This is a genomic window from Enterobacter sp. JBIWA005 (assembly GCF_019968805.1).
GTDB lineage: Bacteria > Pseudomonadota > Gammaproteobacteria > Enterobacterales > Enterobacteriaceae > Enterobacter > Enterobacter vonholyi.
The window spans coordinates 39,158-52,678 of the sequence record NZ_CP074160.1 but is presented as its reverse complement, the minus strand read 5'-3'; the positions used below and the strand labels follow the sequence as shown (position 1 = coordinate 52,678).

At 58.8% G+C, this 13,521-nt stretch carries 11 protein-coding genes; all 11 read right to left on the bottom strand.

Annotated features, from left to right (window positions below; genetic code table 11):
• Positions 1 to 43: 43 nt before the first annotated feature.
• The 11 genes from KGP22_RS22595 to KGP22_RS22545 all read right to left on the bottom strand — a co-directional run bounded on the left by KGP22_RS22595 (position 44) and on the right by KGP22_RS22545 (position 13,503).
• Positions 44 to 1,375, bottom strand: coding sequence for a hypothetical protein (locus KGP22_RS22595; RefSeq protein ID WP_223582686.1), 1,332 nt, complete (start codon positions 1,373 to 1,375; stop codon positions 44 to 46).
• A complete protein-coding gene (locus KGP22_RS22590) occupies positions 1,362 to 2,699 on the bottom strand; it encodes a VasL domain-containing protein (RefSeq protein WP_223582685.1) in 1,338 nt (445 codons plus the stop codon). The genes KGP22_RS22595 and KGP22_RS22590 overlap by 14 nt, the downstream gene beginning before the upstream one ends.
• 89 nt (positions 2,700 to 2,788) lie before the next feature.
• On the bottom strand, positions 2,789 to 3,259 hold the full coding sequence (locus tag KGP22_RS22585) for a hypothetical protein (RefSeq protein ID WP_123061157.1): 471 nt from the start codon (positions 3,257 to 3,259) through the stop codon (positions 2,789 to 2,791).
• A 14-nt stretch (positions 3,260 to 3,273) separates the two neighbouring features.
• Complete coding sequence (tssE, locus tag KGP22_RS22580; RefSeq protein ID WP_223582682.1) at positions 3,274 to 3,726, bottom strand: type VI secretion system baseplate subunit TssE; 453 nt, start codon at positions 3,724 to 3,726, stop codon at positions 3,274 to 3,276.
• Positions 3,719 to 4,255 carry a type VI secretion system lipoprotein TssJ gene (gene tssJ, locus KGP22_RS22575; protein WP_223582680.1) on the bottom strand — a complete coding sequence of 179 codons (537 nt, stop codon included), beginning with the start codon at positions 4,253 to 4,255 and terminating at the stop codon, positions 3,719 to 3,721. The genes tssE and tssJ overlap by 8 nt, the downstream gene beginning before the upstream one ends.
• Complete coding sequence (gene tssG / locus KGP22_RS22570; protein WP_223582678.1) at positions 4,236 to 5,339, bottom strand: type VI secretion system baseplate subunit TssG; 1,104 nt, start codon at positions 5,337 to 5,339, stop codon at positions 4,236 to 4,238. Before tssG ends, tssJ begins: the two co-directional genes overlap by 20 nt.
• The gene (gene tssF / locus KGP22_RS22565; RefSeq protein ID WP_223582669.1) at positions 5,294 to 7,057 is read right to left on the bottom strand and encodes a type VI secretion system baseplate subunit TssF; all 1,764 of its coding nucleotides are present in this window, start codon (positions 7,055 to 7,057) and stop codon (positions 5,294 to 5,296) included. Before tssF ends, tssG begins: the two co-directional genes overlap by 46 nt.
• 20 nt (positions 7,058 to 7,077) lie before the next feature.
• The gene (gene tssA / locus KGP22_RS22560) at positions 7,078 to 8,673 is read right to left on the bottom strand and encodes a type VI secretion system protein TssA (RefSeq protein ID WP_223582667.1); all 1,596 of its coding nucleotides are present in this window, start codon (positions 8,671 to 8,673) and stop codon (positions 7,078 to 7,080) included.
• The gene (locus KGP22_RS22555) at positions 8,673 to 12,086 is read right to left on the bottom strand and encodes an ImcF-related family protein (protein ID WP_223582659.1); all 3,414 of its coding nucleotides are present in this window, start codon (positions 12,084 to 12,086) and stop codon (positions 8,673 to 8,675) included. The genes tssA and KGP22_RS22555 overlap by 1 nt, the downstream gene beginning before the upstream one ends.
• Positions 12,073 to 13,233 carry a hypothetical protein gene (locus KGP22_RS22550; protein WP_223582657.1) on the bottom strand — a complete coding sequence of 387 codons (1,161 nt, stop codon included), beginning with the start codon at positions 13,231 to 13,233 and terminating at the stop codon, positions 12,073 to 12,075. Before KGP22_RS22550 ends, KGP22_RS22555 begins: the two co-directional genes overlap by 14 nt.
• Before the next feature lie 3 nt (positions 13,234 to 13,236).
• Positions 13,237 to 13,503, bottom strand: coding sequence for a PAAR domain-containing protein (locus KGP22_RS22545; RefSeq protein WP_223582655.1), 267 nt, complete (start codon positions 13,501 to 13,503; stop codon positions 13,237 to 13,239).
• Positions 13,504 to 13,521 lie beyond the last annotated feature (18 nt).

Sequence of the window (13,521 nt, the reverse complement as noted above, 5' to 3'; positions counted from 1 at the left end):
CGGTATACCCCACGTCTCGCGCTGTACGCAGCGCGTTTCCTTGTCACCTGGCGTCACGCGCCTGTAACCATTCCTGCAGGCGAAAGCGCGCGCCGCAGTCACGACAGACCACCAGAGGGTTATCCGGTGAAATTTTGGTCACCCCCTCCATCACAAGATGTCCTGAGGTGCAGGAGATGCAGCTCACGCCCTGCTCGGCCGGGGAAAAACCGAGCATCTTGCGCGGTCGCGGCGTGACGGGATTATCCCCGCGACAGGCGTCAATAAGGGGTCTGAGCCGTTTACGGTACGGTGTGATACCGCAGTTCGAACCGATCTGACACACCGACAGGCTTTGCGCCTGTTTCCAGGAGGTCCACAGGCATACCAGAACCGTGTAGAGCCGGTACCAGAAATGCCGGGGTATCTTATAAAAAACGGTCCCCTCCGCCTCGCTGAATCTGGACTTACAGGCTGCGCAGTAGTAATAGGTGGTGACAACACCGGGCGTGTGGTATTGCGACAGACCGGTGCTGCCGCAGCGGACGCAGGCATGAACGCCCCCCATCAGGGGATTCTGTGCATCGAGCTCACCGGCGACCTCCCTCAGTAAAGGTTCTCTCAGCCAGACCTCTCGCAGGTGCTGATACTGTCCCGGCGTGACGTGGGCAAACTCCCGGCGAAACCAGGCGGGGACCGCCATGTCCCGCCCACGGTTAGCCGGCACGGGGGAGAAGGTATCCGGCACTGTCGGCGATCCCACGGGTGACCCTGTCACATCATGCATCAGGAACGTCCGGTGGCAGTCTTCGCAGTGGATTAGCGGGTTATCCGCAGGGGCCGCCTCCCCCCAGTTCAGCCAGGCCGAGTCACAGTGCGGGCAGTGAAGCCCCAGTTCGCCGGGCAGAAATCCCAGCACATACCGGGGAACCGCGGTCACCGACCGGCCTGAAACCTGGCGTAACAGCGGCGTCAGGCGGACGATATACTGATCCCAGGTGGTCTTATTGATGCAGTGACTCAGCCAGACCGCCTCTTCCTTTCGCCAGCATCCCCAGAGCGTCAGCAGAATGGCATACAGCCGGTGGTGCAGGGCATGCATCAGCCCCGAGAACGGCGTGCCGTGGTACAGGGAGCTGTTACGGTGGCAGCTTTTACAGTGCAGTTTTTCAGGGGCTGACGGGTTAACATGATACACGCGTGTGCTGTGACACAACGCGCAGCGCAGGGTTTCCGGCTGCCGGAACTTATCCAGTCTGGCAGCCAGCTCGCGAAGCACGGGTTCATTCTGCCAGAGGGTTATCACCCGCCGGCGGTCGGCCTCGTCAAGATGGGCAAACGCGGGCGAAAACCAGTCCGGCAGTTCGGTATCATGGCGGCGATCACGGTGTGGCATCCTGCCCCTCCTGTGACGAAATGAGCAGGACATAACGTGCCAGCAGCTGCTTCAGGTGTAGTGCCGTCTGTTCGCGCAGGGCAGCAGGCTCCGGCGCGCCTTCCGGACGGGAGGCCAGCTGGCGCAACATCTCTTCCGCGGGCACGGTATGGTTAAAGGCCTGGCTGATGGCAAAAATCTGCGACTTAAGCTCGCTGACCGTCATGTACTTTCCTTTCTGTTCATCCAGATCGTTGAGGCGGCTGGTCAGTTTCTGCAGCCGGGACATGCCCTGATACCAGCCCTCCAGGCTTTCAGGCGATGCGGCGGCAGCGTTCAGCAGGCTCTGCCACTGCTGTGCGAGCGCGACGGTTTGCGGTTGCGCGGGCCACAGATGCTGCGCCTGGTGCACGAGAAGGCTGCCGTGCTTCATCGGCCAGACCGGTGACAGACGGGACAGGATGTCCAGCTGTGCCCGAGCCTGCGGGAACCATGCGTTGCCGTTCTCTGCGGTGCGGGGAGACATCGCCTCAAGCTGTTCCGGCGAAAGTACGGCAGGCAGGGGCGCGACGGTGGACATCAGTGCCAGCCTGTCAGGATCGGTGGTCAGACGGCCGGCGCCCCACATCACCAGGGTGCAGGTAACCAGCATGGCCAACATCCCTGCGACAAAAGGCCGCCATGGCGAGGCAGGATTGACGCGAACGCGGGGCTCAGGCGCGGAGGGCAGAACCCAGACCAGCCGCGGGGAAGGAGGATGACTGTTGAGCGCCGCTGCGGGAAGGCTGGCCGGCGGTATCGGTGCGTCATGCGTCCTGTCGCTGTTGTTTTCAAGCCGGACCGCGGCATGACGGATCTGCTGGTAGAGGGCATCCAGGCCTGTCTGGTGCCTGAGTTCCAGGCGCTGCAGCGCCTCCGCGATCGCAGAAAGATGTTGTTCTGCCTGATAGAGGGCGATCAGGTCCGTATAGCCCGGCACCTGCGTTCGCAGGTGCTGCTGCAGTCGACGGGCGAGCGTGCTCAGGATCTCCACCCGGGCATGAACGGCCTGCGGCCACAGGCTTCCCCACAGGCGGCAGATCAGCACCTCAAGAATGGCCAGGCCTTCATTCATCCCCGCTAATCCCGTCCGCTGTGAGCGAACCAGTGTATACCAGGCGGCCGTCTGCAGCTCCACCCCATTGTGTTCAAACAGGTTCAGGCAGAGCGTTTCGGCATACGTCCAGTTAACGTCCGGCCGGGCCGGGTGGGTCAGCTTGCTCAGTTCATCACGCAGGGCGGCACAATCCGGTAGCGTGCGCGGATCACCACCGATTTTGATTTTTTGTGGGGTAATGTCATTCATGGCTGAATATCCCTGTCACGTTTACGGGACTTTGTTTTCTGTTTAAGCGGCTTCCCGCGGGTCGCTGAAGCCACTGCCTGCCGAAGGCGCTATGGCAGAAGCGATAAAATGAGGCCAAAAAACGCGCCTTCATCAAAATGCTCTCCGGGCAGGGCAGGTTCCCCGGGGTAAGTCAGCCTCCAGTCGTTAAGCTGACCTGCCCGCATCAATAAACGCCCCAGTGAAGTGATCACCCCTTCTGCGTGAAGGGTCACGTCCACACATCCGACCACGCCCTGACCGTACAAAAATACCGGCGTAAACTTTACCGCCCGGTCGTCGATGCGCAGAACGATGCCGGCGATATCAAATGCTCCGACCTCCGCCAGCAGGTCCGTAACGGAGACGCTGAACGTCCCCACATTCAGCCCGGTACCGTCGAGCCACGTATCCATCTGCTCCTGAAGCAGCGTCATTCTCAGGTGAAACTCTGCGATATCGGCCTGACACCTGGTAGCGGACGGGACCGGCACGGATTGTCTGGCCTGCAGCTGTTTCAGAAACTGTGATTTTAGTGACATGATGTTATCTGACCTCAGAGACGGGTTGCTGAGTCCACATACTGCTGACTCTTCAGGTGTCGCAGCAGCACGCGGCCTTCGGGCATAAATTCAGTGCCGTAGCGTACAGGGCCAATGCCCTTCAGCTCAGCATCAATGGCATAACGCAACTCACCGGGGACGTTCTGCTCAAGCAGAACGACCGCTATTTTCTTCAGACGGGGCTCATATTTCAGCAGCACCTCAGACAGGGTCCCCATCAGCTCATGGGCGGTACCCGGCATCCCCTGCAGGATTCTGGTCATATCCGGCAGGCCATAGTCCGGCAGGTGCGCCAGCGTGCCGGCGCGGCAGTTGAGGATACGCTGCATATTGTCGAGTACGGACAATATGACCTGGTTCTGCTCGCTGACCTGGTGCAGGTCGAGGCCGCCGGTGAAGTTGCCATAAAGAGTTTCATACAACGAAGGACGGGATGACTCACTCATCTTTCAGCGCCTTCAGGGTCAGGCGGTTGTTGCCGGCCTCTATCACCCGCGCCTTGTCCGGGTCAAGGTCATCACGGCTCAGGACTACGCGCCAGGTGTTGTTCACCTGGTCCGGCGACATAAACATTCCGGCCACCGCCACGTACTGCGCATTTTCCTCCATCGGCATATCGACCGTCACCGCGCCACCCGGCTGCAGGCGGATATCTTTCTCTGCCACCAGGTCCGCCCTGATGGCCTGACTGTCGGCTTTAAACAGTGACGGGTAGTCCGTCGTGTCAAAGGTTTTACGGTCCTTTAGCTGATAAATTCGCACCACCGTTGACAGTGCCACGCCGCCTGCATTGCTGTTCACTGCCTCACGGGCCCGAATATCCAGATGCAGGGTCTTTATCTGCTTATAAAATATCGATTTGGTCACAGCAACGGTACCGTCTGTCACTTTTTGAGTCAGCCCGCACCCCGCCAGCATCAAGGTGATACCAGCGGCCAGTGCAGCCAGAGGAAATTTACCAGCGGTAATCGCCATCTTCATCGGTCTCCCTGCGGTGAATATTTTCCTGTACCCGCTCATAGCGGCCCAGATTGATGGTTATGGTTTTGGAGTGCGTGAGGGTGTTCGCTGCATTCAGCGGCCGCATCACTGCGGTGCGGCCCAGCTGCACTGCGCCGGCGTTGGGTTTAGCGCTCATTGTCGCGTCCGGGAGCAGGCTACGGTCGACACACAGCTGCAGCCGGACATCCAGACGAGACCCAATATACACGTGCAGCAGCGCCATTAAATCCGTGTGAAGCTCCCCACCCGGTAACCAGCCCAGCACTTCAGTTGAGTCAGTGGTTGTCAGGCGCATCAGTACCTGGCTGTTTACGTCGGTGGCATAGTTGCCCATCACCGGTCGGTTTGTCAGGGTGACGGGCTGGCTGACGCTCATGGTCAGTGGCTTCTTCAGCGGCACACGGCGTTTGTCGTGGTGCCAGATTTTCGCCTGCGTGTTGGGTGCCAGGAGTCGCACCAGCGAGGCCATGCCTTCTGCGGTACGCCCCGGCAGCAACATAACCGGCAGCAGTGCCAGAAAGCGCGAAGCCGGGGTCGCGATGCTGTCCGTGCAGCCGTTAATCCCGAGCCCGGCCAGCCCCAGCAGGTACTGCGAGGTTTTGTCCTTACCGCCTTCTTCGAAAGTCGCCGGGTATGAATATTTACGCCAGATACGGTAGTACTGAGCAATCAGCCGGTGGTTGAAGATATCGAGGAAATCCGCGGTGGCCTCATACCCTTCCCGGCGCTGGGTGATGTCATCGATATAGTGCGTTGGCAGCGGGGACTCCACGCCATAGAGCCCCATAAAGGTGATGCGTACCGTCGGCGGCAGATGCGAATGCTCAGACGGCTCAATCCCTTTGACTTCAGATGCCGGAAAGCCCATCCCCGGGTGTGGCCGAAAACGTACCGGTTCATGACGTACCTGCCAGGTACTGCCCGTAACCGGTTTATCTGGCTGGCTCTGCTCCAGCAGCTGGCAGAAGCGGTAAAAGTTGATATATGGCAGCCGGTCCCCCAGTTGCACTATCAGCCGGGCAGACGCGGACTGTGATTCTCTTTCCACCGGATGCATTTTCCTTCTGGCTGAACAATGAGGGTGAGCTGGTTAAACTGGTTCATATCGGCATACAGTGCAAAGAACCGGTTGAGCATTTCACCGAACAGGTGAATATCGCCCTCACCGGTGAAGCCGTTGCTGTCGAGGGTCACTTCGATATCCAGCCCCCGAAGCAGGTAGCCCTGTTCAAAACGTTGAAGGCGATGGTGCGCTACATGCTGAATCGCCTCCAGACGTCGGGTGTTCAGTTCATCTTCCTGCCAGTTGTAGAGCGCAAGCGTCCCGCGCAGCACTTCGGCGGTGCTCATCATGTTCAGGAAACCGGATCCCAGATGGCTCAGCACCCGCCAGTGAAACCGGTCTTCGGAAGGCGGATAGACTGGCAGCGTCGGTTTGCAGAGATTGCGTACTGAAAGTTGTGTACTGACCACCTGCTCACAGCGGTCAAGCAGCGTACTCTGTAGTGCACGGCGCGGCAGCTGGCCGTTGGTGCCGGTGATTTGCAGCGATACGGCTTCACGCTCAAACAGGCGGTCCTGTTCCCACTGGTGCCCCCCAAGGATAAGCCAGGTGTCATACAACCCGGTCACGCTGCGCTTCACGCGGGTGTGGTAGTAACGGGGTGGTGCATGACGGCGCATCATCCCGCCCTTGTGCCTGAAGCTGCTGAACGGCACATACTCTGCGTCACTGGTCCGGTTTGAGCCTGTCACCGAATCCACCGAATAAATCTCGGTGTGTCCGTCCTGCAGACGTTTGGGGCGCAGCAGGTACTCGCTTTCAAGCCCGGTAATGGTGAGCGGGTCGGCTTCCAGCGTAAACAGGTTAATCACCGGTACGCAGTGCAGACGAACCGCGTCATCGGTGACCGGCAGGTCTGATGGCCACGGTGTGCTGAACACCACTTCGACGTCGAAGTACTCAGCACCGGCAGGCGGCGTAATGCCGTCCAGGCCGTTAAGGTGGACAAACATAAACTTGTCACGGAAGGTGAAATACTCCAGCAGAAGCTGGTAGCCGCTGAAGGCGGTATCGCCCTTCGGCCACAGCCCGTCCTCTTCGGCAAATCCTCCCGGCGAGAAATACCCGTCAAGCCGGATGCGGTCGGTCTGCCCGGGCAGACGCATATACAGAGCTGCCTGTCGTCTGGTCAGCATCAGGTGCAGCTGGCTACTGACCGGGGCATCCGCCCCAAGATAGAGACTCAGGTGGCTGAGATCAGCATGGGACCAGTCCGCCTGGGTGCTGCAGGCAAAGCGCATCCGCAGCAGCGAGCGCCCGTCCGGCTCAGTGGTCATGGTCACCCCAGAGATATTCAGCGGGTTGAGCATCACATCACGGGTGGTGCGGTAGCGGCAGACGGTGTTCTTCGGCCCCACAGGACGGGAATATATCTCAAGGCCTGCGGGCACCACTTCCGCCATTTTCATGGCATGCAGGGCCGGGGTCAGTACCACCACCGAGAGGGACGGGATCGTGCGCAGGTAGTGTGGCCAGAGCATACTGACCAGCCCTTCGGTCATTTCCGGCAGGTCGTCGTCAATTTTTTCGCGCAGCCGCCCCATTGAGAAGGCAAACCCTTCAAGCAGGCGTTCAACATACGGATCGGGTGTACCGGCCTTATCCAGGTCGAGCATTGCCGCCCGATCGGGATGGGTTTGCGCGAACTCTTTCGCGGCTTCACGCAGGTAGCGCATTTCCGCGTCGTAATAACGCAGGGTCAAATCTTCCATTTATTTTTGTTCCTGTGGATTTAACCGCAAAGCACGGCGGCACGGGCAGGATCGATAGCGATCAGCCCGGCAAGTAGCTGGTCCATTACTGGCGTAAGGCGGGCTTTATCAGCCTCACTGCGACCGGCTTTCAGGCGCAGGAGTTTCAGATGGCGGGCCTGGACTTCAAACAACAGCTCAGGCTCCCAGTCACTGAGGGTCACTTCACGGGCACGCTCACCCAGTTCTGCAAACAGGTGCACCGCCAGCTCATTTTTACCGTACTGCTCAGCAATGCGACCCATCAACAGACGCAACAGCCACTTCTGACGATCGGTGGTCATGCCCGGCCGGCTCTGCAACCAGCCCAGTGCGGCATCCGGACCTTCACTGTCGGCCAGCGCCACAGCTTCCGGCTCCAGCGCCAGAATGTCGTCGTTACCGGCGGTGACCGGGGTTGATGGCGTGCCGTTGCCCCACCCACCGACGGTGTCCAGCACGCTCTGCTGGATCCAGTTCTGCGTCACTTCGTCCGCAAACGGGGTACCGTCACTGAACGCCAGCGTCTCCAGCCCGGACAGGCGCGACAACAGTCCTTTCAGGTCGGCAGCAATAATGTCAGCCAGGGTGTCCTTGCCAGATTTCGTCAGCGCCTGGTGGATGTACCACTGCAAATCCAGCCACAGGTGATTGGCACCGCGGGAAAACGTGCTGTCGGCTTTTTCCAGCATTTCGGCCCAGTTCTGCTGCAGGTAGAGGCGTTTGAGTAACGCGCGCTGATCTGCTCTTGGCGGCTCGATGCGTGTACGCCCCTGCGCATCAGGAGCCGGGATGTCCCGCAGGGTGTCGTGACGCAGGCTCTTCATCAGATGGTGTGCTGACAGCCAGCCGTCCGGCTGCTCGCGCAGGTACTCGGTGAGGGTACGGGCCTGCGCCAGCAAATCCTGACCGGACGTTATCCGCCCGATGGCCGGGGCATCGCTGTGACTGGAAGACGACGGGGTTTCGCTGGTACTGGCGTTCTGCGGTACCACCGCATCCACGCCCCCCGCTTTCTGCAGACGGCTTTCCAGCGCACCGTAGAGCGCATTGAATTCCGGGCGGATTTCATCCGGCTCATTTTCAGTAAGCCCGGCTATCAGCAGCAGCGCTCCGGTGGTACGCATCGCATCGATCCTGACCACTTCCGGGTACAGGGAAAGGGAGTCAGTCATGCGCGATCCTGCCAGCCATTCCAGTGCCGCCTTACGGCTGCGGTCACGCTGCGGGTGCAGCTGTGTGCCAAAGCGCTCCAGCAGGCCGGCCAGCAGTTCGAGTCCTTCAGCCAGCCCCTGCTCTCCTTCGCGGTGCAGCTTCGCCCAGCAGTACCAGGTTGCCACACGAATATCTTTCGCAACGGTGGTTAGAATCTTTTCCGCATGCTGGCAAATAAGCTCCATGTTGGCGCCAGAGAGCTTATTAATCTCCTCGCGTATCTGCTGAAAGTCATCGTCATAGCCCGGGTCTTCTCCAGCGGGCGATGAACCGGACAGCGGCTGCAGCCAGCTTTCCCACTGCGCCACACGTTCACGGGTCGCTACAAGCAATGGTTCCTGTTCTGTCTGGCAGGCACTGAGTAAGGCATTGAGCGTGCTCATCAGTAAACCTCCTCTGCATTACTGTTCGCACTGGCGACCTGGCCTGATGGTGCAACTCCGGTAGTGCTGAAGATGGTTTCCGGCAGGCGGAAATTGCGCAGTTTCAGCAGCGCCAGCGGACCCTCTCCGGCTTCGGTACGCAGGGTGTAATTGAGCGTGCGACCGTCCTGGGCTTTCCAGCTCAAACTGTAGCTGCTGCCCACGCCCGGATAAGCACTGACGGCGGCTTTATCGAGCAGGCGTATCCAGCCCCAGGCGCCGGGAATATCGGCATACTGGCGGGTGCCCGCCTGTGTGCTTATCCAGCTCAGGTTCGCCCCCGGAGCCTCAGTATCTGCAGGCCAGGTGAAGCGCTTCCACGCCGGCATCTGGTTCACATACGTCAGCTTCTGGCTGTCGATAATCATGTCGGTCTGCATCACGCCAGCGGCTGTACCTGGCCGCAGTTCGAAGTTCATCCCGGCATTGCCTTCGGTGAAGGCAACATCCGAAATGTGACTCAGGGTGTTGATGGCATTCAGGAACGCCGGATTAAACGACAGCCCCTGCGAGTTGATGCTGTCCGGTACCCAGTGATTGCCCTCTTTGTGCAGCACGCCTTTGAGACGGGTCTGCAGGAACTGAGCGATACGCCCTGAATCCGCGTTAAGGTATTTAGCCAGCAGCGGCAGGGAGACATCACTGCTGGAGTCGTTAAACGGATAGCGCCCACCAAAGGTACTGTTCCACTCAGCCACCACCGCCTGCTGCCACTGGGTGTTGAGGCTGTCGGCCGCCGGAGTCAGCACCTGCTGCCAGGCCTGCTCCATCGGATTCACAAACACCGAACGACCAAAACCGCTCCACTCCTGTCCCAGACCGGCGGCAATCAGGCTGCCGTAGTCGCGGGTTTCGGTCAGGTCCACGGCCTTGCCCTGGAATACAGTCTGGGCAATGGTCTGGGTCATTGCCTGCGGGTCGGCAGCGTTGGTCACCTGCTGCAGACGCAGACGCACCTGCGTCACGCGGGTCAGGTACGACTGCAGGCTCAGTTCCTGTGTTCCTGTCCGGTTTTTGTCCATCAGCGCCAGTACCGGACCAAAGGTCGCATCCAGCGGGCCGTGAACGCCTGCACTCTGGTCAATGGCATCCTGGTTATCACCACCGAGCAGGTTCTTCGCTGACTTCACCAGCGAATCTGAAATCGCCTCGCCGGTCTGTCCGGTCCGCCCCTGCACGTTCAGGGTGTTCATCAGCGCCACCAGAGGTGACTGACGCACGTCGGCCATCAGGGTCAGCTGGTCAATGGAATCCGACAGCGTCGCGGCCTGGTTCCAGCGCAGGCTGTTGAGGAACGCCAGCCACGCACCACCGAAATCAGCGAAGTAACGCTCCGTAAGGTGCTTTTTCAGCGCTTCCGGCGAGGTCTCGTCCTGTTTATTCACCTGACGCTTGCTGTCAGTGAGTACCCAGTCAAGCTCATCCCGGCGCGCCTTCACCACCTTTTCAATGGCAGGCTGTACGGCCTGCTCCCAGGCCTGGCGGGTAAACATCCCCGGCACGATTTCCGTGGTGCTGAACAAACGGGATGCATCGGTATCGCCGGTCATATCTTCCAGGCGCATATCAACATACAGGTGCGCCACCTGAGAGAGCATATTCTGGTACAGGGTTGATTCGCTGTTACGTACGCCCATCAGACGAACCAGCAGGGAACGCGCCTGGCTGACCATGTTCTCATCTGCCCGCAATTTCCACTCAGGATGTGCAACCAGATGCGCGCCATAGAACGACAGCAGTGACGGCGCCACACCCTGCCAGACGCCGTCTTTCACGCCATCACGCTTTGGCCAGTCACGAAGCAGCGCCGGACTGAACCAGGCGGCGTCCATGTGTTCCGGGCGGGCCAGCATCAGGTAGAGCTTGAGCTGGTCATAAGTGGTTTTTGCCATCTGCTCACGCAGCGGGCTGGCCGGCGGCAGTGCGTTAAAGGCATTAATCTGTCTTTGCAGATGGTCTGCAGCTGCATCCCGCAACAGCGGCAGTGCGCTGTCCTGATAGCGTGGCCAGAGTGCCGCCAGCAGGGCATTGTTCTGACTCAGTCCTGCCTGCTCATACCATGGCACTCCGTGCTCAGAGCGGTACTGCAGACGGGCCAGGGTTTTCTGCAGTTCAGACAGCGCGTACAGGCGCTGCTCCAGGGGCTGATTCTGTCGGGCGGCAAGTGCGGCCTGGGTATTCGCACCGACAATCTGGCTGCGGTTGGTGACATACGCGATACCCATCCACACAGCCCAGCCCACCATCGTCAGGGCAGCGACTGACACAAACACTTTACGCCAGGGAATGCCCGGTTTGCGCGGACGGAGTCCTGCCGGAAGCGTCCGGACTGATTCAGGCAGAATATCCCAGCGCTTATCCATGCCCCAGTGGTGCGTCACGGAACGTTCAGCACCGGCAGAGGGCTGACTGAACACCACGCCGGCCAGCGGCAGCGGGCGGTACGGATTGAGCATCACCGACAGCGGTGTGGTCACGCTCTGCGGCTCACGAATGAGCTGGTCGGCAAGCGTCAGCAGGAAGTTATGTTTCACTTCACCGCAGGTCTGCTGCAGGCCCAGTGAGGTCAGATCCGGCGTCAGGGCGGAGAGTTGCTCTGCCAGCCCTTCGGTGCGACAACCGGCAGGCAACAGACAGCCGGTCGCCTGTACAACCCGTCCTTCCGGCTTACCGGCACGCGGGTGCAGGGACCAGACATACAACGGGAGCTGCCAGCCAAGCGCTTCCATACGTGCGCTGATGGCGTGAGACAGGGAATCCATGGTGCTTTCAGACGGTACCGGCAGCGGCTGTTCCAGACCAGGAGCTGAAAGCTGGTCAAAGGCCGAGGTGACCCACACCAGCCCATCCACAGGGCGGCGACGCAGTTTGCGCAGCGCAGTCAGCCAGGCACTGTCTGCCGGCGTATTGAGGTCACCGCCCCACAGCAACAGCGTGCCGCGGTCTTCCTGCCAGAGCTGAGCTGTAAGACCCGGAGTCAGTTGCTCCACTTCAGAGGCGGTGCCAGTGACCAGCAGGATGCGTGTTTTGCGGCCCCAGCGCCGGCCGTAGAGGTTACGCATGGCGTCACGGATAGTATCAACGGTGACATTGCGGGGCGGAGTCCGGGCAACTCTTGATTCATCAGAAGGCAGCGCATTGTTCTTTTGTTCCCGCCAGCGGTGATACTTTTCCCGCATGTACCGGAACATAAACGGCGTATAGAAAACAATCAGCAGGACTATCCATACGGCAACAAATGCAAGCACTTGCTTCAGTCGGGTATCAAGGCCATACGAAGGACCAAAATGCAGGATCACGGCTACTATAATCGCTGAGATGCAGGCTACTATGCCGACAAGCCCCCCTCTGCTCCATGTACTACCCGGCATCATTATTTCCACTCCCTGAGGTAACAGTACTGACAAAACGATCAGCACCTGAGGTAAACAACCCTAAAACAGGTTTGTTGCTGACGGACACGATGTCGGCCAGTAATGTGGCCAGAAGCCACGCACTCCCGCTCCCTGGAATTCCGTTATATTTTTCCAGTACATCAATCTCCTGGGGCACCCACGGTGTCAGATGTGATTGAGACGCCGTCATTAGATCAGCAAACCCGTCATTCCAGTGCCCGTAATCACAGAACACGTTTGATGTCTGACAGGCGATCGTTTGTGTTTCGAGGAACAACCCCATATCAGCCCTGAAATTTGGCATGTCCAGCAGCATTGGTCGCAAGATGCGGGCAGAGTGAGGAAGATGGTATTTTCCAGCAACATCATCGCTGGTAAGTATCAACGCCGCGAGTGCATCGGAATACTGTTCAGCCCCCTGATTCTGCAATATCAGGATCAAATCAATATCGAAAACGGGATTTTTAAGGCGCTCTTCGATCCAGGCAAAAGAAAGGGCTTCACAACATGAAATCGAACCTGTCAGCGCCCGCCCAGGATAAATTTTTCCCCATGATTTGCGAAACCGGGTCTCGAAGTCTGACGAAATTATGTCGCTCACAATGGTGACATTGAACGGTACTGTCGCAGGCAACATTGATATCGCCTCTTGTATACCGGCCAGTCCCATTTCGAGCAAGGAGGTGGGCGTCGTCGATTTCACATCAAAATGGCAGGTCAGTGAAAGCAATTGCGGCGCATCTGCAGCATCAGATTTAGCAATGGCGTCAGAGGTCACTCCGGAAGGCAGCAGTATGCTGCTGCCAAGTACGGCCAGATAGCGTCCAGCCCATACTTCCCACTGTTGCTGTCCGTATTCAGCTTCCTTCTGCAAAAACTGATGTTCGCTGACGATTCTGCCCCACAGCCACCCCCGCAAACAAAACAGGAAAAACCAGCCAAGAAACGGGCTGGATGCCAGCCACCAGATATTGAATACAGCCAGTGCCTTAACCATGCCTGATGCATGCAGAATAAACAGCAAAATCCCCACAACCGCGGCAACACCGCCAGCCAGCAGCCATCCCGTAAAAGATGGTTCAGGAGGCAACTCCATCGTTGTTGCTTTCGTCCTTTCCCAGCCCATTGATTATCCTACTGTGCTGTTCTGAGCACTTGAAATTACGGTACAACCGCACTGACATTTGCAGCCATCGACGACAACAGCCCGACCGTTAAATGTCCGGTGCGGTGATCCTTCCACGATAGGATTAGTTCCATGCCCTTCTACCGGGCAGCTGACCATATCACCCACTAACGCGGCTTTTTTCCCGTCGACAGTAATACTGGAAGAGGCGGAGATCACTTTTCCACCTTGAGACGTATTGTCACCAAGTAAAACCAGACCTTTTGCCATATTTCACTCTCGATAAAA